General features: G+C 59.8%; 16 protein-coding genes. 9 read left to right on the top strand and 7 right to left on the bottom strand.

From position 1 onward, the window contains the following. Positions 1–96: 96 nt before the first annotated feature. The 8 genes from AAEZ06_RS11530 (at position 97) to pqqE (ending at position 8,445) form a co-directional block, all read left to right on the top strand. A complete protein-coding gene (locus AAEZ06_RS11530; RefSeq protein WP_350614339.1) occupies positions 97–1,788 on the top strand; it encodes a flavin monoamine oxidase family protein in 1,692 nt (563 codons plus the stop codon). An 11-nt stretch (positions 1,789–1,799) separates the two neighbouring features. Next, the gene (locus tag AAEZ06_RS11525; RefSeq protein ID WP_149413466.1) at positions 1,800–2,594 is read left to right on the top strand and encodes a carbon-nitrogen hydrolase family protein; all 795 of its coding nucleotides are present in this window, start codon (positions 1,800–1,802) and stop codon (positions 2,592–2,594) included. 50 nt (positions 2,595–2,644) lie between these two features. After that, positions 2,645–5,056 carry a pyrroloquinoline quinone biosynthesis protein PqqF gene (gene pqqF, locus AAEZ06_RS11520; RefSeq protein ID WP_149413465.1) on the top strand — a complete coding sequence of 804 codons (2,412 nt, stop codon included), beginning with the start codon at positions 2,645–2,647 and terminating at the stop codon, positions 5,054–5,056. 160 nt (positions 5,057–5,216) lie between these two features. Then, on the top strand, positions 5,217–5,291 hold the full coding sequence (gene pqqA / locus AAEZ06_RS11515; protein ID WP_003194766.1) for a pyrroloquinoline quinone precursor peptide PqqA: 75 nt from the start codon (positions 5,217–5,219) through the stop codon (positions 5,289–5,291). 75 nt (positions 5,292–5,366) lie between these two features. Next, the gene (gene pqqB / locus AAEZ06_RS11510) at positions 5,367–6,278 is read left to right on the top strand and encodes a pyrroloquinoline quinone biosynthesis protein PqqB (RefSeq protein ID WP_149413464.1); all 912 of its coding nucleotides are present in this window, start codon (positions 5,367–5,369) and stop codon (positions 6,276–6,278) included. Between the two features lie 10 nt (positions 6,279–6,288). Beyond that, entirely contained in the window at positions 6,289–7,041 is a 753-nt protein-coding gene (pqqC, locus tag AAEZ06_RS11505) for a pyrroloquinoline-quinone synthase PqqC (protein WP_133102296.1), read from the top strand. Next, positions 7,038–7,313: a pyrroloquinoline quinone biosynthesis peptide chaperone PqqD gene (gene pqqD, locus AAEZ06_RS11500; protein WP_149413462.1), complete on the top strand. Its 276-nt coding sequence runs from the start codon at positions 7,038–7,040 to the stop codon at positions 7,311–7,313. The genes pqqC and pqqD overlap by 4 nt, the downstream gene beginning before the upstream one ends. Continuing rightward, positions 7,306–8,445, top strand: coding sequence for a pyrroloquinoline quinone biosynthesis protein PqqE (gene pqqE, locus AAEZ06_RS11495; protein WP_371923846.1), 1,140 nt, complete (start codon positions 7,306–7,308; stop codon positions 8,443–8,445). Before pqqD ends, pqqE begins: the two co-directional genes overlap by 8 nt. 8 nt (positions 8,446–8,453) lie before the next feature. Here the strand turns inward: pqqE and AAEZ06_RS11490 are convergent, their stop codons facing one another. From AAEZ06_RS11490 to AAEZ06_RS11480, 3 genes are all read right to left on the bottom strand, one after another. Continuing rightward, complete coding sequence (locus AAEZ06_RS11490; RefSeq protein WP_003211049.1) at positions 8,454–8,612, bottom strand: YqaE/Pmp3 family membrane protein; 159 nt, start codon at positions 8,610–8,612, stop codon at positions 8,454–8,456. A gap of 136 nt (positions 8,613–8,748) precedes the next feature. Next, a complete protein-coding gene (locus tag AAEZ06_RS11485) occupies positions 8,749–9,000 on the bottom strand; it encodes a helix-turn-helix domain-containing protein (RefSeq protein ID WP_256666236.1) in 252 nt (83 codons plus the stop codon). A 96-nt stretch (positions 9,001–9,096) separates the two neighbouring features. Then, positions 9,097–10,377, bottom strand: a complete 1,281-nt coding sequence (locus AAEZ06_RS11480; RefSeq protein ID WP_149413461.1) for an aspartate aminotransferase family protein — start codon at positions 10,375–10,377, stop codon at positions 9,097–9,099. Positions 10,378–10,585: 208 nt separating this feature from the next. Here AAEZ06_RS11480 and AAEZ06_RS11475 point away from each other — a divergent pair, with 208 nt between their 5' ends. After that, entirely contained in the window at positions 10,586–11,506 is a 921-nt protein-coding gene (locus tag AAEZ06_RS11475) for a LysR family transcriptional regulator (RefSeq protein ID WP_149413460.1), read from the top strand. A gap of 227 nt (positions 11,507–11,733) precedes the next feature. Here the strand turns inward: AAEZ06_RS11475 and AAEZ06_RS11470 are convergent, their stop codons facing one another. From AAEZ06_RS11470 to AAEZ06_RS11455, 4 genes are all read right to left on the bottom strand, one after another. After that, positions 11,734–13,512 carry an acyl-CoA dehydrogenase C-terminal domain-containing protein gene (locus AAEZ06_RS11470; protein ID WP_149413459.1) on the bottom strand — a complete coding sequence of 593 codons (1,779 nt, stop codon included), beginning with the start codon at positions 13,510–13,512 and terminating at the stop codon, positions 11,734–11,736. 127 nt (positions 13,513–13,639) lie between these two features. Next, positions 13,640–15,424: an acyl-CoA dehydrogenase C-terminal domain-containing protein gene (locus AAEZ06_RS11465; RefSeq protein ID WP_149413458.1), complete on the bottom strand. Its 1,785-nt coding sequence runs from the start codon at positions 15,422–15,424 to the stop codon at positions 13,640–13,642. Positions 15,425–15,514: 90 nt separating this feature from the next. After that, complete coding sequence (locus tag AAEZ06_RS11460; RefSeq protein ID WP_149413457.1) at positions 15,515–16,804, bottom strand: GGDEF domain-containing protein; 1,290 nt, start codon at positions 16,802–16,804, stop codon at positions 15,515–15,517. A 206-nt stretch (positions 16,805–17,010) separates the two neighbouring features. Beyond that, the gene (locus tag AAEZ06_RS11455; protein ID WP_149413456.1) at positions 17,011–18,816 is read right to left on the bottom strand and encodes a phenylacyl-CoA dehydrogenase; all 1,806 of its coding nucleotides are present in this window, start codon (positions 18,814–18,816) and stop codon (positions 17,011–17,013) included. Positions 18,817–19,073 lie beyond the last annotated feature (257 nt).

Raw genomic sequence — 19,073 nt, 5'->3', positions numbered from 1 at the left:
CGTCTTATTAACGAGCGCTACGCTCCCTAGAATGGCTGCCATCTTTTCCTATACTCAACGGGTCGTGCCCCGTTCGAGTCGCCAGCAAGGTCAGCCATGAACGATTCCCAGAAGAACAATCGCCACCCTGCAAATGGTAAAAAACCCATCACTATCTTCGGGCCGGACTTTCCGTTCGCCTTCGATGACTGGATCGAACACCCGGCAGGCCTGGGCAGCATCCCGGCCGCCAACCACGGCGCCGAAGTGGCAATCGTCGGCGCCGGCATTGCCGGGCTGGTGGCCGCCTATGAGCTGATGAAGCTGGGCCTCAAGCCGGTGGTGTACGAAGCCTCGAAAATGGGTGGGCGCCTGCGCTCCCAAGCCTTTGAAGGCGCCGAAGGCATCATCGCCGAACTGGGCGGCATGCGTTTCCCGGTGTCTTCCACCGCGTTCTATCACTATGTGGACAAGCTGGGCCTTGAGACCAAGCCCTTCCCCAACCCGCTGACGCCGGCCTCCGGCAGCACCGTGATCGACCTGGAAGGCCAGACCCACTACGCACAAAAACTCTCCGACCTTCCTGCACTGTTCCAGGAAGTGGCTGAGGCCTGGGCTGATGCCCTGGAAGCTGGCTCACAGTTCGGCGATATCCAGCAAGCCATCCGCGACCGCGATGTGCCGCGTCTCAAAGAGCTGTGGAACACGTTGGTACCGCTGTGGGACGACCGCACATTCTACGAGTTCGTCGCCACTTCCAAGGCGTTCGCCAAGTTGTCGTTCCATCACCGCGAAGTGTTCGGCCAGGTCGGCTTCGGCACCGGCGGCTGGGATTCGGACTTCCCCAACTCGATGCTGGAAATCTTCCGCGTGGTGATGACCAACTGCGACGATCATCAGCACCTGGTGGTAGGCGGCGTCGCGCAAGTGCCCATGGGCATCTGGCGCCATGTGCCAGAGCGCTGCGCCCACTGGCCGGAAGGTACCAGCCTCAGTTCCCTGCACAACGGCGCAGCGCGCACCGGTGTGAAACGCATTGCCCACGCAGCCAACGGCCGCTTTGCCGTCACCGATAACTGGGGCGACACCCGGGAGTACGCGGCGGTGTTGACCACCTGCCAAAGCTGGCTGCTGACTACCCAGATCGAATGCGATGAAACCCTGTTCTCGCAAAAGATGTGGATGGCCCTGGACCGCACTCGCTACATGCAGTCGTCGAAAACCTTCGTGATGGTCGACCGGCCGTTCTGGAAGGACAAGGACCCGCAAACCGGTCGCGACCTGATGAGCATGACCTTGACCGACCGCCTGACTCGCGGCACCTACCTTTTCGACAACGGTGACGACAGGCCGGGGGTGATTTGCCTGTCCTACTCGTGGATGAGCGACGCCCTGAAAATGTTGCCGCAGCCCATCGAAAAACGCGTGAAGCTGGCCCTCGACGCATTGAAAAAAATCTACCCGAAAGTCGATATCGCAGCGCGCATCATTGGCGACCCAATCACCGTTTCCTGGGAAGCCGACCCTCATTTCCTTGGCGCGTTCAAAGGTGCGCTGCCAGGCCACTATCGCTATAACCAGCGGATGTACGCGCACTTCATGCAAAAGGACATGCCTGCCGAACAGCGAGGGATTTTCATCGCCGGCGATGACGTATCCTGGACCCCCGCCTGGGTCGAAGGCGCGGTACAGACTTCGCTGAACGCGGTGTGGGGCATCATGACCCACTTCGGCGGCAGCACCCACGCACAGAACCCGGGGCCGGGCGACGTGTTCGACGAAATCGGGCCAATCGCACTGCCCGAGTGAGGAGCACCACCATGCGTGTCGCCCTGTATCAATGCCCGCCGCTGCCACTGGACGTCGCCGGCAATCTCAAGCGCCTGCATCAAGTGGCGCTGGAAGCCACGGGCGCTGACCTGCTGGTACTGCCGGAAATGTTTCTCAGCGGCTACAACATCGGTGTCGAAGCGGTAGGTGCCCTGGCCGAATCCCAGGATGGCGAATCGGCACAAGCCATCGCCAACCTGGCGAAAATCTGTGGCCTGGCGATTCTCTACGGCTACCCGGAACGGGCTGACGACGGGCAGATCTACAACGCTGTGCAGTTGATTGACGCCAACGGCCAGCGCCTGTGCAATTACCGCAAGACCCACCTGTTCGGTGACCTCGACCACTCGATGTTCAGCGCCGGGGACGATGACTTTCCCATCGTGGAGTTGAACGGCTGGAAGCTGGGTTTCCTGATTTGCTACGACCTGGAGTTCCCGGAAAACGCACGACGCCTGGCCCTCGCCGGTGCCGAGCTGATTCTGGTGCCCACCGCCAACATGGTGCCCTACGACTTCATCGCCGACGTCACCGTGCGCGCTCGCGCCTTTGAAAACCAATGTTACGTGGCTTACGCCAATTACTGCGGGCATGAGGAAGACATTCACTACTGCGGGCAAAGCAGCATCGCCGCACCGGACGGCCAGCGAGTGGCCCAGGCTGGCCTCGACGAAGCCTTGATCGTCGGCACGCTGGACCGGCAGTTGATGCGGGATTCGCAAGCGGCCAATCGCTACCTGCTGGATCGGCGCCCCGAGCTTTACAGCACGCTGAACAAGCGCTGACCCACCAGCTTTACGCTAGCATAAGCACTTCCTACGTTTCGGAAGTGCTCATGCCTGCGCCGACCCACCCTCATTACCTTCAACTGAGCCTGGCCAATGGCTTGCGGGTTTCCCTGCGTCATGCGCCGCGTTTAAAGCGCTGTGCGGCGGCCCTGCGGGTTGCTGCCGGCAGTCATGACGTGCCTTTAGCCTGGCCGGGGCTGGCGCATTTTCTTGAGCACCTGTTGTTTCTCGGTACCCAGCGATTTCCCGCAAACGAAGGGCTGATGACCTACGTGCAACGCCACGGCGGCCAGCTCAACGCAAGTACCCGTGAGCGCACTACCGACTTTTTCTTTGAAGTGCCTGCGCAGGCCTTCGCCGATGCGCTGGAGCGCCTTGGCGATATGCTGGCTCATCCGCGCCTGGCCATGGACGACCAACGACGCGAGCGTGAAGTGCTGCATGCGGAGTTCATCGCTTGGTCTCGGGATGCCACGTCGCAGCAGCAACTGACCTTGCTGGGCGGCATTGCAACGGATCATCCGTTGCGGGCCTTCCATGCGGGTAATCGCTATAGCTTGCCGGTACCGCGTGAGGGTTTTCAGCAGGCGCTGCATGAATTCTACGAAAGCTTTTATCAGGCCGGACAAATGACCTTAAGCCTCGCCGGGCCGCAGTCGCTGGCCGAACTGCAAGCGCTGGCGCAGGGGTTCAGCACCCAACTCAAACCAGGATTGGCGCTACCACAAAGTGCGCCACCGGCATTGATGGCAGGCCATGAGCGCACCTATCTACACCCAGCCAATGACCATCTGCATCAGGTCATTGCTTGCGAAGGGCCCCGCGAAGCGTTGGACTTCCTCTGCACCTGGCTAAACGCCCCGGCCCCGGGTGGACTGCTCGCCGAACTCCAGGCGCGGCAATTGATCACCGCCCTGCACGCCGCCCCGTTGTATCAGTTCAACGGGCAGGCGCTGCTGGATATCGACTTCACCCTGGGTGCCGAAGGGGCGCAACAGACGGGACAAATTGAGGAAGTGCTCCGGGACTGGCTGAGCTTTTTCGCCCGCAGTGACTGGTCGCTGTTGCACGAAGAATACGCTTTGCTAATCGCCCGGCAACAGCAAATCAGTGGTGCCCTGGCGCTAGCCCGCCAAGACAGCGAAGGCCTGGAACCGGGCCTGTCCAAACAAAGCGCCGTTGCACTCAAGTCGCTGCTGGACTCACTGCAACTGGAGCCCAGCCGACACGCCTGGCTGCTCCCGCCGAGCAACCCGTTCCTGCGCCCGGTGGCCAAAGCTGAACAGCCGGGACTGATTCGTGGCCAAACCAGCGCCCATCGTGGCTTGCGCACCTTTGCCCAGGATCGCTCACGGGGTCGGCGGGATCTGTCGGCACTGGCTTTCAGCCAGGCCTTGGCGGACGACAGCAGCGAGGGCGCTCTTTACCTGCGCTGGCGCCTGGATTCACCGCTGCGTGCCAGCCTTTTCCCACGCATGGAAAGCAGTCTGCTCTCGGTACGGGAGAACGCCCGCCAGGCCGGTGTCGAAGTGACCTTCGAGGCAGTGGGCAATGACTGGCTACTGAAGCTGATCGGTCTTCACGAGCCGATGCCAGCGGTGCTGGAACAGCTGTCGCGGGTTCTGACACAGCCCGATGAGCGTGCCTGGCAAATGACACTGCACACCCCGGCCCCCTTGATAGCGATCAGGCAGTTGCTCAAGGTGTTTACCCATTCAGCAGCAGCATCGCTTCCTGTGAGCCTCTCAGACCTGCAAAGCCTATGGTCAACCGCCACCTGGGATGGCCTCGGCACCGGCATTCCCGAAGCCTGCCAGATAGCGATCAAAAGTGTGGCCGGCCGCCTGCCAGGACAGCCCGCAAGCATTGCCCAGCAAGCCGAATCGATCGCCGGCCAGTACTGCTGGCAGACAGTCGCTACCGACTCCAGCGAAGCCGCCTTGCTGCTGTTCTGCCCGACACCCACGCAATCCCTGGCCGATGAAGCCAACTGGCGCCTGCTGGCGTACTTGGCGCAGGCACCGTTCTATCAGCGCCTGCGGGTCGAACTGCAACTGGGCTACGCGGTATTCAGCGGCATCCGACAAATCAACGGACAAACCGGTCTGTTATTTGGCGTGCAATCACCCAGCGTTTGCGTGAAAGAAATACTCGACCATATCCAGACGTTTCTAACGCAACTGCCCACCTGGATCGATGCAAGTGATGATCTGCCCCAGCTCCTCGCGAGCCAATTTTCCCCGCAAGCATTGCCCACAGCCCAGGCGGGCGAACTACTCTGGCAAGCTCACTTGGCAGGCCATCCGTCGGATTACCTGAAACAATTGCACGCTTGCATCCAGACGCGAACGAAACAGGATCTGTTGGACGCTGCCCGACAACTGAATCAGGCCACAGGTGGCTGGCACTGCCTGGCCAGCAGGCCCGGCCCCGGCGAGCCCTGGCAGCCAACGCAATGATCATTACCAACCCTGCAATGAGCTTTCTCCGGCAAACCGGGGCGAGGTCGATGAAAAATTGAGTAACATAGCCACCTAAGCATCTGAACATCTCCGCCTGGAGGTGGACTATATGTATAACTTAGTAGTAATCGTCCCATCCATTCGTAGGAGTATGAACATGACTTGGTCCAAACCTGCTTACACTGATCTGCGTATCGGCTTTGAAGTCACCATGTACTTCGCAAGCCGTTAATACCTTTGTATCGCAGCGCAACGCCTCGGTTCGCCGGGGCGTTTTTATTTTTGAGTCTTGTGTGATGGAGCGGCCATGTTTGTCCAGATTCTAGGTTCCGCCGCTGGCGGTGGTTTCCCGCAGTGGAATTGCAACTGCGTGAACTGCGTGGGCTTTCGTGATGGCAGCCTGCGGGCCCAGGCGCGCACGCAATCGTCCATCGCGATTTCCGATGACGGTGTGAACTGGGTGCTGTGCAACGCCTCGCCGGACATCCGCGCCCAGCTGCAGGGCTTTGCCCCGATGCAGCCCGGCCGCGCCCTGCGGGATACCGGCATCAGCGCGATCATCCTGATGGACAGCCAGATCGACCACACCACCGGCCTGCTCAGCCTGCGGGAAGGTTGCCCGCATCAGGTCTGGTGCACCGATATGGTCCATGAGGACCTGAGCACCGGTTTCCCACTGTTCACCATGCTGACCCACTGGAACGGTGGCCTTAACTGGAACCGTATCGAACTGGACGCCAGCTTTACGATCCCCGCCTGCCCCAACCTGCGCTTCACCCCACTGCCGCTGCGCAGCGCTGCGCCACCCTATTCGCCCCATCGTTTCGACCCGCACCCTGGTGACAACATCGGCTTGATCGTCGAAGACCTGCGCACGGGCGGCAAGCTGTTCTATGCGCCCGGCCTGGGCAAAGTAGATGCGCCGCTGCTGGAGATCATGGCCGCCAGCGACTGCCTGCTGGTAGACGGCACGATGTGGGATGACGACGAAATGCAGCGACGGGGCGTTGGCACGCGCACCGGCCGCGAGATGGGCCACCTGGCGCAGAACGGACCCGGCGGCATGCTGCAAGTGCTGGAGCACTTGCCCAAGCAGCGCAAAGTACTTATCCACATCAACAACACCAACCCGATTCTTGATGAAGATTCGCCTGAGCGGGCCGAGTTGGTAAGGCGCAATGTCGAAGTGGCTTACGACGGCATGAGCATTGAATTGTAGGAGCGACCCAATGACCAACACACCGCTAACCACCGCCGAGTTTGAACAGGCCCTGCGGGCCAAGGGCGCCTTCTACCACATCTACCACCCCTACCACGTGGCGATGTACGAAGGCCGGGCCACCCGCGAGCAGATCCAGGGCTGGGTCGCCAATCGCTTCTATTATCAGGTCAACATTCCCCTCAAGGACGCCGCGATCCTGGCCAATTGCCCGGACCGGGAAATCCGCCGCGAATGGATTCAGCGCCTGCTGGACCACGACGGCGCCCCCGGCGAAGATGGCGGCATCGAAGCCTGGCTGCGCCTGGGCCAGGCTGTTGGCCTGGACCCGGACCAACTGCGCTCCCAGGAACTGGTGCTGCCCGGCGTGCGTTTTGCCGTCGACGCCTACGTCAACTTCGCCCGCCGTGCCAGTTGGCAGGAAGCCGCCAGCAGTTCTCTGACCGAGCTGTTCGCCCCGCAAATCCACCAGTCGCGCCTCGACAGCTGGCCTCAGCATTACCCGTGGATCGACCCTGCCGGCTACGAGTATTTCCGCACGCGTTTGGGCCAGGCCCGGCGTGATGTCGAGCACGGTTTGGCCATCACCTTGCAGCACTACACCACCCGCGACGGCCAGGAGCGCATGCTGGAAATTCTCCAGTTCAAACTGGACATCCTTTGGAGCATGCTCGATGCCATGAGCATGGCCTATGAACTGAACCGTGCGCCTTATCACAGCGTGACCGAGCAACGGGTCTGGCATAAGGGAATCGCACTATGAGTTTCGACCTCAGCAAAAAACCGGCATGGCGTACCGGTTACCGCTTCCAGTACGAACCGGCGCAAAAGGGCCATGTGCTGCTGTACCCCGAAGGCATGATCAAGCTCAATGACAGCGCTGCGCTGATCGGCGGTTTGATCGACGGTGAGCGGGATGTGGCCGCGATCATCAAGGCGCTGGACGCTCAGTTTCCCGGCGTGCCCGAACTCGCTGAAGACATCGAACAATTCATGGAGGTCGCCCGTGCAGAGCACTGGATCGAACTTGCCTGATCTGCCGCCCAAGCCTGAGATCGGTTTGCCACTCTGGCTGCTGGCCGAGCTGACTTATCGCTGCCCGCTGCAATGCCCGTACTGCTCCAATCCGCTTGATTTCGCCGAGCAGGGCAAGGAGCTGAGCACCGAACAGTGGATCAAGGTGTTTCGCGAAGCCCGAGAAATGGGCGCCGCACAACTGGGGTTTTCCGGCGGTGAGCCTCTGGTGCGCCAGGACCTTGCCGAACTAATCAGCGAGGCGCGCAAACTGGGGTTCTACACCAACCTCATCACCTCCGGCATCGGCCTGACCGAGCAGAAGATCAGCGACTTCAAGAAAGCCGGACTGGACCATATCCAGATCAGCTTCCAGGCCAGCGATGAACAGGTGAACAACCTGCTGGCCGGCTCAAAAAAGGCCTTTGCGCAAAAGCTGGAAATGGCCCGTGCAGTGAAAGCCCATGGCTACCCGATGGTGCTGAACTTCGTCACCCATCGCCACAACATCGACAAGATCGACCGCATCATCGAGCTTTGCATCGCTTTGGAAGCCGACTTTGTCGAGCTTGCCACTTGCCAGTTTTATGGCTGGGCCCAACTCAATCGCGTCGGGCTGTTACCGACCCAGGAGCAACTGACGCGCGCCGAGCGCATCACCAACGAATACCGTGCCAAGCTGGAAGCCGAAGGGCATCCGTGCAAGCTGATCTTCGTTACTCCGGATTATTACGAGGAACGGCCAAAGGCTTGTATGAACGGCTGGGGCAGTATTTTTCTGACGGTGACACCGGACGGAACCGCCTTGCCTTGCCATGGCGCCCGGCAGATGCCAGTACAGTTTCCCAACGTGCGCGACCACAGCATGCAGCACATCTGGTACGACTCGTTCGGCTTCAACCGCTTTCGCGGCTATGACTGGATGCCCGAGCCGTGCCGATCATGCGACGAGAAGGAAAAGGACTTCGGTGGCTGTCGCTGCCAGGCGTTCATGCTGACGGGGGATGCAAGCAACGCCGACCCGGTGTGCAGCAAGTCCGAGCACCACGGCATGATCCTTCAGGCCCGCGAGGAAGCCGAACACGCCACCCAGACGATCGAACAATTGGCCTTTCGCAATGAGCGAAACTCACGGCTGATTGCGAAAGGCTGAGTGAGGCTTCAGCGTTTGGCGATGATGTACACCGCATGCACGATGCCCGGGATGTAGCCGCATAAGGTCAGCAGGATATTCAGCCAGAACGCGCCAGCGAAACCCACTTGCAGGAACACACCCAGTGGTGGCAACAGAATGGCAATGATGATACGAATAATGTCCATGGGCTCAACTCCGGAAAATCGGCTCGTGTGAGCCGTACAGCTAATCGACCCTGGGCGTTCGTGAGGGTTCAGTGGGGGCCGGCACTGAACCATCTCCCTCAGGCTCCTCTCACGCCAAAATTTCCAGTCCATGCTTTTACACAATACTCAGCAACTTGAGCGCCATACCGCTGGGCTGCTTCTCACCAGACTCCCACTGTTTGACGGTGGAGGCGCTGGTGTTCAAGTAACGGGCAAACACCGGTTGGCTGACATGGCTGCACTCGCGGATCGGCTTGATTTGCTCAGCCGGGATTTGCGCCGGGACAGGTGCAAGACATGCCTCATCAAATTGACGAAGCGTGGTCTTGCTGATGGCACCTAGTGGTATAGAAATTAAAACATCCATCTATCAAATAAAATCGCGAGACAAAAAAAAGCCCCCAGCCAAAAAAATCAGGCCGGAGGCGTCGCGTATACCGCGAGACGGTTCAGAAATTCTGGATTACACGGCGATGCCCCTGCTGCATTGCAGTTGTGCGGTGCGCACGCGGGCGAAGGCGCGGGCCAGGCGCAGGAGCATTTCGTCGATGTTGCCCTGGCTGACGGTCAGCGCCGGGGTGAAGCGCAGGCAGTCGGATTGCGGGGCGTTGAGGATCAAGCCTTCGTACAGCGCAGCCTTTACCACGGCGTCTGCCGAATCATCCGACAAGCTCATCCCCCAGAGCAGGCCTTGGCCGCGCAGTTCTCCCTGGCCGTAGCGATGGGCCAGGCGAGCGAGGCCTTCGCCAAGGTAGTGGCCAGTTTCGCGCACGTGTTCAAGAAAGCCGCTGTCCAGCACGGTGTCGAGAACGGCGACCCCGGCTGCGGCCATCAGGGCGTTGCCGTGGTGGGTGCCTTCCAGTTCACCGATGTCGAAACAGCAGGCCTTGCCCCGGGCCAGTAAAGCAGCCAAAGGCACACCGCCGCCCAGGCCTTTGCCCAGGGTGATGATGTCGGCGCGTACGCCGTAGCGTTGTTCGGCGAGCAAGGTTCCGCAGCGGCCGATACCAGTCTGCACTTCGTCGAGAATCAGCAGTATCCCCAGTTCCCGGCATAGCCGCTCAACACCCTTGAGGTAATGTTCGGTCGCAGGGATAACGCCGGCCTCGCCCTGGATCGGCTCCAGCATGATCGCCACGGTTTGCGCATCTACCGCAGCATGCAGCGCTGGCAAATCGTTGAACGGTACGTGGCTGAAGCCGGGCAACTGCGGTTCGAAACGGTTTTCACGGGCGTCAGCCGACGCCGACATCGCGGCAAAACTGCGACCGTGGCAACCCTTGCTGGCCGTGATGATGCGGTAGGCTCCACCACGATGCAGCTGGCCCCATTTGCGCGCCAGCTTGATCGCCGCTTCGCAGGCTTCCGCGCCACTGTTGAGCAGATAGGCCTGGTCGCTGCCGGTGCTGTGGCACAGGCGATCTGCGATATTCAACTGGCCACGGTTATGCAGTCCGCTGCCAGGGTTGATCAGCGCCTGAGCCTGATCGGCCAGGGCGTGGACCAGCACCGAGGGGCTGTGGCCGAGGCTGTTGGCCGCGCCGCCCTGGGTGAAGTCCAAATAGGCGCGATCGTTGCTGTCCCACAGCCATGAACCCTGGCCACGAACGAACACCTGAGGCGGGCGGGCAACACTGGGCATCAGGCAATCGCTGGAAAGGTCATCGCGCAGCATCGGGGTGTTCGGGTCCAGTATCAGGTCATCAAGGCTAGGTGCAGGGCGACGCAGGTTAAACAGGTTCATAAATGCAGCCTGCTGGCAACTGGACGTTGGTCTATACCACCCAACAAACTCCGTCCGATGTTTTTTGCCTTGCCTATGTAAACAGCTTCGCCGTAAACGGTATTCATCGCGCGCTCTGGCCCTGTAAGCCCTGTTAATAGGCGTAGACTAGGCGCCTTGGGGGCAGACAGCCATTTCGATTTTCCAGCTTTTTCGATAAGCATTACTTATGGATTTCAAGCAACTGCGTTACTTCGTCGCGGTGTACGAAGAAGGCCATGTAGGCCGTGCGGCGGAGCGCCTGTCGATCTCCCAGCCAGCGCTGTCGCAACAGATCCGCCAACTTGAACAGAACCTCGATGTGAGCCTGTTCGAACGCAGCAGCAAACGCCTGCTGCCGACCCTCGCCGCCCACACCTTATACAACCATGCCCTGCCCTTGCTCGACGGCATGCAACAAGCGGTCGAGGCGCTGCGCCACTTCAAGGGTCAGGCCTTGCGCACCTTGGCCATCGGCGTACTACAAACCGTGCACACCAGTCTGGTGCCACAGATGCTGGAGCGGGTGCGCAAGGCCCAGCCGCATCTGGTGGTGCAGATCTACGAGCTGACCGGCCTTGAGATCGAGCGACGTCTGCTCAACGGTTCGCTGGATATTGGCATCAGTTACCTGCCGCCCCGCCAACCCGGTTTACATGGCGTACTGCTGTACGAAGATGAACTGAAGGTAGTGATTCAGGCCGACCACCCTCTGCGGGAATTCAAGAAGGTTTCCCTGAAGCAGGCGGCCGAATTGCCGATGTTGTTGCTGGGGGAGGAGTTTCAGGTGCGGCAGATCTGGCAGGCGCAACTGGCTAACCAGGGCCGTCGGCCGCAGGTGCAGGCGGAGTTGAATACGATGGTGGGTATTCTCGACAGCTTACCTCACACCAAACTGGCGACAGTGCTGCCCGGCCACTCCCAGGACGAACACAGCAACCCTGCTTTGCTGTGGAAGCCATTGAGTGAGCCACGGGTGCCGTTGAAGGTAGGGTTGGTGTGCCGAGATGTGCAGCGTCAACAGGCGACGCTTGAGCTGTTGCGCACATTGCTGGAGGACGTGATGAATGGCCCGCACGGACCTTCGGGACCACTGGATGGCCAGGCCTGAACTTTTTCACAGGCAAAAGAAAACCCCGCCGAAGCGGGGCTTTGCAGACTGTTTCCCTGACATCCATTTCACTCCGCCTTCCTGGCAGAATCCTACGTGTCCGTGTTGTTGCTTTGCGCTTCCTGCGCGACGTCCATGTGAAGTAGATTAGCCGTGGATCCAATCTGGCGATAGAGGACGAATAGCAGTACGCCATGTAAGAGAATGCTTACACGGCATCGCCTTGATCAGAACTGCGCTTCGTCCAGCAAAAACAGCGATTCACTGCCGGCCTTGACCGAAGCACTGAGGGACTTGATTCGCGGTAACAGGCGGGCGAAGTAAAAACGCGCCGTGCCCAGTTTGCTGGCGTAGAAGTCTTCCTGTGTCTCCTTGCCCAACGCAGCCTTGGCCATCAACGCCCACATGTAGGCGTACGCCATGTAACCGAATGCATGCAGATACTCCACCGACGCCGCGCCGATTTCATTCGGGTTGGACATGGCGCGGTCCAGCAACCAGTTAGTCAACTCATCGAGATCATCCACTGCTGCGTTCAGCGGCTTGGTGAACTCGGCCAGGTTGGCACTGGCGGTCGCGGTGAAATGGCGGATCTCGTCAGCAAACAAGGTGTAGAACGCGCCGCCGTTGCCGACGATCTTGCGCCCCACCAGGTCCAGGGCCTGAATGCCGTTGGCGCCTTCGTAGATCTGAGTGATGCGCACATCGCGCACCAGTTGCTCCTGGCCCCACTCGCGAATGTAGCCGTGGCCGCCGAAGATCTGCTGGCCGTGGACGGTGGTTTCCAGGCCCAGGTCGGTCAGGAAGGCCTTGGACACCGGCGTCAGCAAGGCCACCAGATCGTCCGCGCGTTTGCGGGTGGCCGCATCTTCGCTGAACTTGGCCGTGTCCAGTTGCATCGCCACATAGGTAGAGAATGCACGGCCGCCTTCGTTTGAGGCTTTCATGGTCAGCAGCATCCGTCGCACATCGGGGTGGACGATGATTGGGTCGGCGATTTTATCCTGGGCCTTGGGGCCGGTAGGCGAGCGGCTTTGCACGCGGTCGCGGGCGTATTCGATGGCGTTCTGGTAGGAACGCTCGCCGGACGCCAGGCCTTGGATGCCGACCCCCAGGCGCTCGTAGTTCATCATGGTGAACATTGCCGCCAACCCGCGGTTCGGCTCGCCCACTAGGTAACCAACAGCTTCGTCGAAGTTCATTACACAGGTGGAGGACGCCTGGATGCCCATCTTGTGCTCGATGGAACCGCAGGTCACCGGATTGCGTGCACCAAGGCTGCCATCGGTATTAACCATGAACTTGGGCACAAGGAACAGTGAGATACCCTTGGGACCGGCTGGCGCGTCCGGCAGTTTGGCCAGCACCAGGTGGATGATGTTTTCGGTGAGGTCGTGTTCGCCACCGGTGATAAATATCTTGGTGCCACTGATTTTGTAGGAATCGTCCGCCTGAGGCTCGGCCTTGGTCCGAATAATCCCCAGGTCCGTCCCGGCGTGGGACTCGGTCAGGCACATGGAACCCGCCCACGCGCCGGAGTACATGTTCGGCAGATAGGTAGCTTTCAGTTCGTCACTGGCGTGAGTGTTGATCGACACGCACGCACCGGAAGTCAGCATCGGATACAAGCCGAACGCCAGCCCCGCTGAGTTGATCATTTCCTCGACCTGGGCCGAGACCACCTTGGGCATGCCCATGCCGCCGTAGGCCGGGTCGCCACCAACGCCAACCCAGCCGCCTTCGGCATAGGCCTTATAGGCTTCCTGGAAACCGGCGGGCGTGCTGACCACGCCATTGTCCCAGCGGCAACCTTCCTCGTCGCCAGCACGGCTCAGGGGCGCGATGGTTTTGGCGGTGACTTTGCCGGCTTCCTCAAAGATCGCCTCAACGGTTTCTGCATCTACGGTGTCTGCCAGGGCCGGCAGCTGTGCCCACAGTTTGGCAACCTCGAAAACTTCGTTGAGGACGAAGCGCATATCGCGCAGCGGCGCTTTGTAGTCAGCCATGGCAAACCTCGTGAGAACTTTAAAGTGATTCGGTAGGATCGTTTTTACAGACCCCGAGTGTACCCGAACAACTTTTGCGACACATAGGGTCTACTCATGACTATTAAGTATTTTTTGGTCATTACCGCTATAGCGCAAACAGCTCCGCCGGCAAACTCATCAAACACTCACTCCCCGCCTCCACGGCCGCCCGATGAGCGGTGGTGCGCGGCAGCAGGCGCTTGAAATAGAACTCGCAGGTCGCCAGTTTGCCTCGGGCGTATTCGCTGTCGCCGCTGCCATCGTCCAGTTGCGCCTGGGCCACAAGAGCCATGCGCAGCCACAGGTAGGCAAGGATGATGTAACCGCTGTACATCAAGTAATCCAGGGCCGCCGCGCCGACTTCATCGGGGTTTTTCATGGCGGCCATGCCGACCTTGACTGTCAACTCACCCCATTGCTGGTTCAGCTCATTGAGCTGCGCCACATGAGCCTTGAGCTGCGGATGCTCGGCGTTGGCGGCGCAGAACTTGTGGACGATTTTGGTAAAGCCCCGCAGCAGTTTGCCCTGGCTGCCCAATACCTTGCGCCCCAGCAAATCCAGGGCCTGGATGCCGTTGGTGCCTTCATAGATCGGTGCAATCCGGCAATCACGCACCAGTTGCTCCATGCCCCACTCGCGAATAAAACCGTGGCCGCCAAACACCTGCATACCGTGATTGGTGACCTCCAGGCCGGTTTCAGTCATGAACGCCTTGCAGATCGGCGTAAGGAAAGCCAACAGGTCTTCGGCTTCCTGGCGCTGAGTGGCATCGCGGCTCAAATGCGCGGTGTCGAGCAACTGCGCGGTGAAGTAGGTCAACGCACGGTTGCCTTCGTTGAAGGCTTTCATGGTCAGCAGCATGCGCCGTACATCGGGGTGGACAATGATTGGGTCAGCGGCTTTTTCCGGGGCCTTGGCGCCGGTCAGCGAGCGCATCTGCAAGCGGTCGTTGGCGTACTTGATCGCGCCCTGGAAGCTTGCCTCGCCCAAACACAAGCCCTGCATGCCAGTGCCCAGGCGCGCGTGGTTCATCATGGTGAACATGCAGTTGAGGCCCTTGTTCGCCTCGCCTATCAAAAAGCCCTGGGCGCCGTCGAAGTTCAGCACGCAGGTGGCCGAAGCCTTGATGCCCATCTTGTGTTCAATGGAGCCGCAGCTCACGCCGTTGCGTTCACCTGAATCGGGCAAGAATTTAGGCACGATAAACAGCGAAATACCCTTGGTGCCAGCAGGAGCATCCGGCAGTTTGGCCAGCACCAGGTGGATGATATTTTCACTCATGTCGTGCTCGCCGGCCGAGATGAATATCTTGCTGCCGGTGACCGCGTAGCTGCCGTCGGCCTGGGGCACGGCGCGAGTCTTGATGATCCCCAGGTCGGTACCGCAATGGGCTTCGGTCAGGCACATCGTGCCGGTCCACTGACCAGCAGTGAGTTTGCTCAGATAAGTGTCTTTCTGTTCCTCGGTGCCGTGGGCGCGGATCGCCGACATCGCGCCGTGGGTCAGGCCAGGGTACATGCCCCACGAAGTGTTGCTTGAGCCAATCATCTCGCTGAGCACCAGGCCCAGGGACAACGGCAAGCCTTGGCCACCGTAGGCCGGGTCCGATGCGACGCCGTGCCAGCCACCTTCCACGTATTGGGCAAATGCCTCTTTGAAGCCTTTGGGCGTCGTCACCACACCATTGTCGAAATGGCAGCCTTCTTCATCACCCGAACGATTCAATGGTGCCAGGACGTTTTCGCAGAACTTCGCGCCTTCTTCAAGGATTGCGCTGACCATGTCCGGACTGGCGTCAGTGGCGCCCAGTTCGGCGTAGTGGCCGTGGAAGTCAAAGACGTGATCGATCAGAAAGCGCATGTCGCGCAGGGGAGCTTTATAGTCAGGCATGGTGATGTCTCCGGCAGCAGATGGCTTCACGCTACTGCCGCCCGCAGCCTCGGACAATCACTGTAGAGCCGCTGAATACACCACCATCACTCAACCGGCAGCGCTGCCCATGCGCACTGCGCCCCGGCGGTTCTGCCCCGCCGCCACCACGCAGTTGCGCCCGGCGCCCTTGGCGTTGTACAGCGCCTGGTCGGCGGACTTGAGCACCTCTTCCGGGGTGCGTTGCTCGGCCTGGCGCTCGGCCACACCGATACTCAGTGTCACCGAGACGCTGGTGGCACCGCTGCCCGCTCGACGTTGCCGGCCTTGATGGTTGTCTTGAGGTCTGTCGGGATTACGTAATCTGATGTTGTAGTTGGCGATAATCTGGCGGATTTCCTCTAGATGCGGCAGGCATTCATCCAGGGTCTTGCCGGCGAACACCACTGCAAACTCTTCGCCGCCATAACGATAAGCGCGGCCGCCGCCGCTGACCTTGGACAGCTTGCTGGCGACCAGCCGTAGCACCTGGTCGCCCACGTCGTGGCCGTGGGTGTCGTTAAAGCGCTTGAAGTGATCGACGTCGCCCATCGCCAGTACATAGCTGCGCCCCAGCCGCTGCATGCGCTCGTTTAGGGCGCGGCGGCCTGGCAGGCCGGTCAGCTCATCGCGGAAGGCCATTTGATAGGCCTCGTGGGAGACACCCGCGGCGATCATCAGCATCACCTGGCTGCACATGATGTTCAGGGTAAACGGCAGGATGAAGGTCTGGGGCAGCATCCAAAACAGCCCCAGCAACCCTACCAATTGCGCGGCGTGCAATGGCCGTGGCTGACGCCAGTACTGCACCCCCAACAGGATGAAGGCGAGAAAAAACATTGGGTAAGACAGCTGGATCAAACTCATCCATGTGCCATGCAACGCCGGCCAGCGAATCTCCGCCAGCCAGTTCAATAAAGGCTGCGGATAACTTTGCTCAAGGCCCAGCGCCACGCTGCCAATGGCCAGCAGCACCGCACAGCGCGCGACAAAGTCGCGAAACAAGTGGGTCCTCTCCTGCCACAGTGCATAGATGCCAAACAAAAGCGGCAACAGCAGGCAGCACAGATGAAACACCACCGCGGCGTCATCGCGGACCCAGCCGTTATCGCGGTAGAAATCGGTCTGGGTGTCCAGCAGGAAATAGGCGATGTACACCGTGATCATCAGGAACAACTCACGCTGACGACGGTACACCGCGCAATACGCACCGCCGAGCAGCAACACCAGCGTCGGCAGGACGTTGAACAGAGAGGTGAAGAAGACGTTGAGATCCTTGACGTACGCAGCCGACAACCCCGCCAGCAATAACAGCAGCGACGGTAGGAAATGACTGAAACGTACAGCAGACGCGCGCGGCAAGGGTAAAGCTCCGACCCATAATAAAGGATGGCACAGTGCCTTCACTTGAACACAGTTAAGCACAATCAATGTGACCTGTATCACATTGCCATCACTGTAACGGCAGCAAGCCATAATCCCTGAGCGCGCAACTCAGGTTTTTTATCGCTCAAAAAAAAGCCGCCGCTCCCGAAAGAGTGGCGGCTTCGCAGTGAACCCGATAAGGCTTAGTAGCCCAGGTCGAAGTTCTCTTCTTTCATGTCCATCAGGTTGTTGGCGCCCGACAGCATGGTGGCCACGTGAGTGCGGGTACGCGGCAGGATACGCTGGAAGTAGAAGCGCGCAGTCTGCAGCTTGGCGGTGTAGAAGCCTTCTTCGTTGGTGCCGGCAGCCAGTTTCTCGGCAGCCAGGCGCGCCATGTCGGCCCAGAAGTAAGCCAGGCAGGCGTAACCGGAGTACATCAAGTAGTCCACCGACGCGGCACCGACTTCTTCACGGTCCTTCATGGCTGCCATGCCGACCTTCATGGTCAACTCGCCCCATTCCTTGTTCAGTGCCGCCAACGGCGTCACGAATTCCTGGACGGCTGCGTTGCCTTCGTTGGCCTGGCAGAACTTGTGGACGATCTTGGTGAAACACTTGAGCGCTTCGCCTTGAGTCATCAACACTTTACGGCCGAGCAAGTCCAGAGCCTGGATACCGGTGGTGCCTTCGTACAGCATCGAGATACGGCTGTCGCGAACGTTCTGCTCCATGCCCCACTCGGCGATAAAGCCGTGGCCACCGTAGATTTGTACGCCGTGGTTGGCGGATTCAAAACCGACTTCGGTCATGAACGCCTTGGCAATCGGGGTCATAAAGGCCAGCAGCGCGTCAGCCTGTTTCTTGACTTCGTCGTCGATGCCGTACTTGACCACATCAACCTGCTTGGCGGTGAAGTAAACCATCGCGCGGTTGCCTTCGGCGAACGCTTTCATGGTCAACAGCATGCGGCGCACATCGGGGTGGACGATGATCGGGTCGGCGGCCTTGTCTGGCGCTTTCGGGCCAGTCAGCGAACGCATTTGCAGACGATCACGGGCGTATTTCAGACCACCCTGGAAACCGATTTCGGCGTGGGACAGGCCTTGCAGCGCGGTGCCCAGGCGAGCGGTGTTCATAAAGGTGAACATGCAGTTCAGGCCTTTGTTCGCCGGGCCAATCAGGAAACCGGTGGCCGCGTCGAAGTTCATCACGCAGGTGGCGTTACCGTGGATGCCCATTTTGTGCTCCAGGGAGCCACAGGACACGGCGTTGCGCTCACCGAGCGAACCATCGGCGTTCGGCATGAACTTTGGAACGATAAACAGCGAAATACCTTTGGTGCCAGCCGGTGCGTCCGGCAGGCGGGCCAGCACGATGTGGACGATGTTATCGGCCATGTCGTGTTCACCGGCCGAGATGAAGATTTTGGTACCGGAAACTTTGTAGGAGCCGTCGGCCTGAGGTTCGGCCTTGGTGCGCAACATGCCCAGGTCGGTACCGCAATGTGACTCGGTCAGGCACATGGTGCCGGTCCATTCGCCCGACACCAGCTTGGTCAGGTAAGCGTCTTGCTGCTCGGCAGTGCCGTGCTCGGAAATGGTGTTCATCGCGCCATGTGACAGGCCTGGGTACATGCCCCACGACCAGTTGGCTTCGCCGACCATCTCGCTCACTGCCAGGCCCAGGGACTCCGGCAGGCCTTGGCCACCGTGTGCCACGTCATGGGCCAGGCTTGGCCAGCCGCCTTCGACGAATTGCTTGTAGGCTTCTTTGAAACCAGTAGGGGTTTTAACGCCTGACTCGCTCCAGGTGCATCCTTCGATGTCACCTACGCGGTTCAACGGAGCCAGCACTTGCTCACAAAACTTGGCGCCTTCTTCGAGAATGGCGTCAACCATGTCCGGGGTAGCGTCCTGGCAAGCCGGCAGACTCTGATAGTGCGCTTCGTAGCCGAGCAGTTCGTCACGAACGAAGCGAATATCACGCAAGGGGGCCTTGTAGTCAGGCATAGCGATAAACCTCTGCTGATGAATCTAGGATGAACAACCGCGTGGATTTGTTGTAGCGGTCAAACAGTTGTTTGAAACATACGTTTACGACCTATCCTTGTCAAGCGTCCCGCAGATGCCGTTTGTCCTGACGTGGGTCAACTGCAGGCACGGCTAGGCCTGCAGCGAAATGCCGCATGAAGTTTCAAAGTTTTAGAAAGTCAGGAAGGGGAGGCAAGGCAAACGTGTGAGCTGGCTTGCCAGCTCACACAGGAAAG

This window comes from Pseudomonas sp. HY7a-MNA-CIBAN-0227, from assembly GCF_040310325.1.
In the GTDB taxonomy this organism is placed as follows: domain Bacteria; phylum Pseudomonadota; class Gammaproteobacteria; order Pseudomonadales; family Pseudomonadaceae; genus Aquipseudomonas.
The sequence above is the reverse complement of the archived record's forward strand: the minus strand, read 5'-3'. Positions and strand labels throughout refer to the sequence as shown.

Excerpts from the sequence above, each read along its gene's own strand:
- AAEZ06_RS11530 (WP_350614339.1), top strand. The coding sequence starts at position 97 with ATGAACGATTCCCAGAAGAACAATCGCCACCCTGCAAATGGTAAAAAA.
- AAEZ06_RS11525 (WP_149413466.1), top strand. The coding sequence starts at position 1,800 with ATGCGTGTCGCCCTGTATCAATGCCCGCCGCTGCCACTGGACGTCGCC.
- pqqF (WP_149413465.1), top strand. The coding sequence starts at position 2,645 with ATGCCTGCGCCGACCCACCCTCATTACCTTCAACTGAGCCTGGCCAAT.
- pqqB (WP_149413464.1), top strand. The coding sequence starts at position 5,367 with ATGTTTGTCCAGATTCTAGGTTCCGCCGCTGGCGGTGGTTTCCCGCAG.
- pqqC (WP_133102296.1), top strand. The coding sequence starts at position 6,289 with ATGACCAACACACCGCTAACCACCGCCGAGTTTGAACAGGCCCTGCGG.
- pqqD (WP_149413462.1), top strand. The coding sequence starts at position 7,038 with ATGAGTTTCGACCTCAGCAAAAAACCGGCATGGCGTACCGGTTACCGC.
- AAEZ06_RS11490 (WP_003211049.1), bottom strand. The coding sequence starts at position 8,612 with ATGGACATTATTCGTATCATCATTGCCATTCTGTTGCCACCACTGGGT.
- AAEZ06_RS11485 (WP_256666236.1), bottom strand. The coding sequence starts at position 9,000 with ATGGATGTTTTAATTTCTATACCACTAGGTGCCATCAGCAAGACCACG.
- AAEZ06_RS11480 (WP_149413461.1), bottom strand. The coding sequence starts at position 10,377 with ATGAACCTGTTTAACCTGCGTCGCCCTGCACCTAGCCTTGATGACCTG.
- AAEZ06_RS11475 (WP_149413460.1), top strand. The coding sequence starts at position 10,586 with ATGGATTTCAAGCAACTGCGTTACTTCGTCGCGGTGTACGAAGAAGGC.
- AAEZ06_RS11470 (WP_149413459.1), bottom strand. The coding sequence starts at position 13,512 with ATGGCTGACTACAAAGCGCCGCTGCGCGATATGCGCTTCGTCCTCAAC.
- AAEZ06_RS11465 (WP_149413458.1), bottom strand. The coding sequence starts at position 15,424 with ATGCCTGACTATAAAGCTCCCCTGCGCGACATGCGCTTTCTGATCGAT.
- AAEZ06_RS11455 (WP_149413456.1), bottom strand. The coding sequence starts at position 18,816 with ATGCCTGACTACAAGGCCCCCTTGCGTGATATTCGCTTCGTTCGTGAC.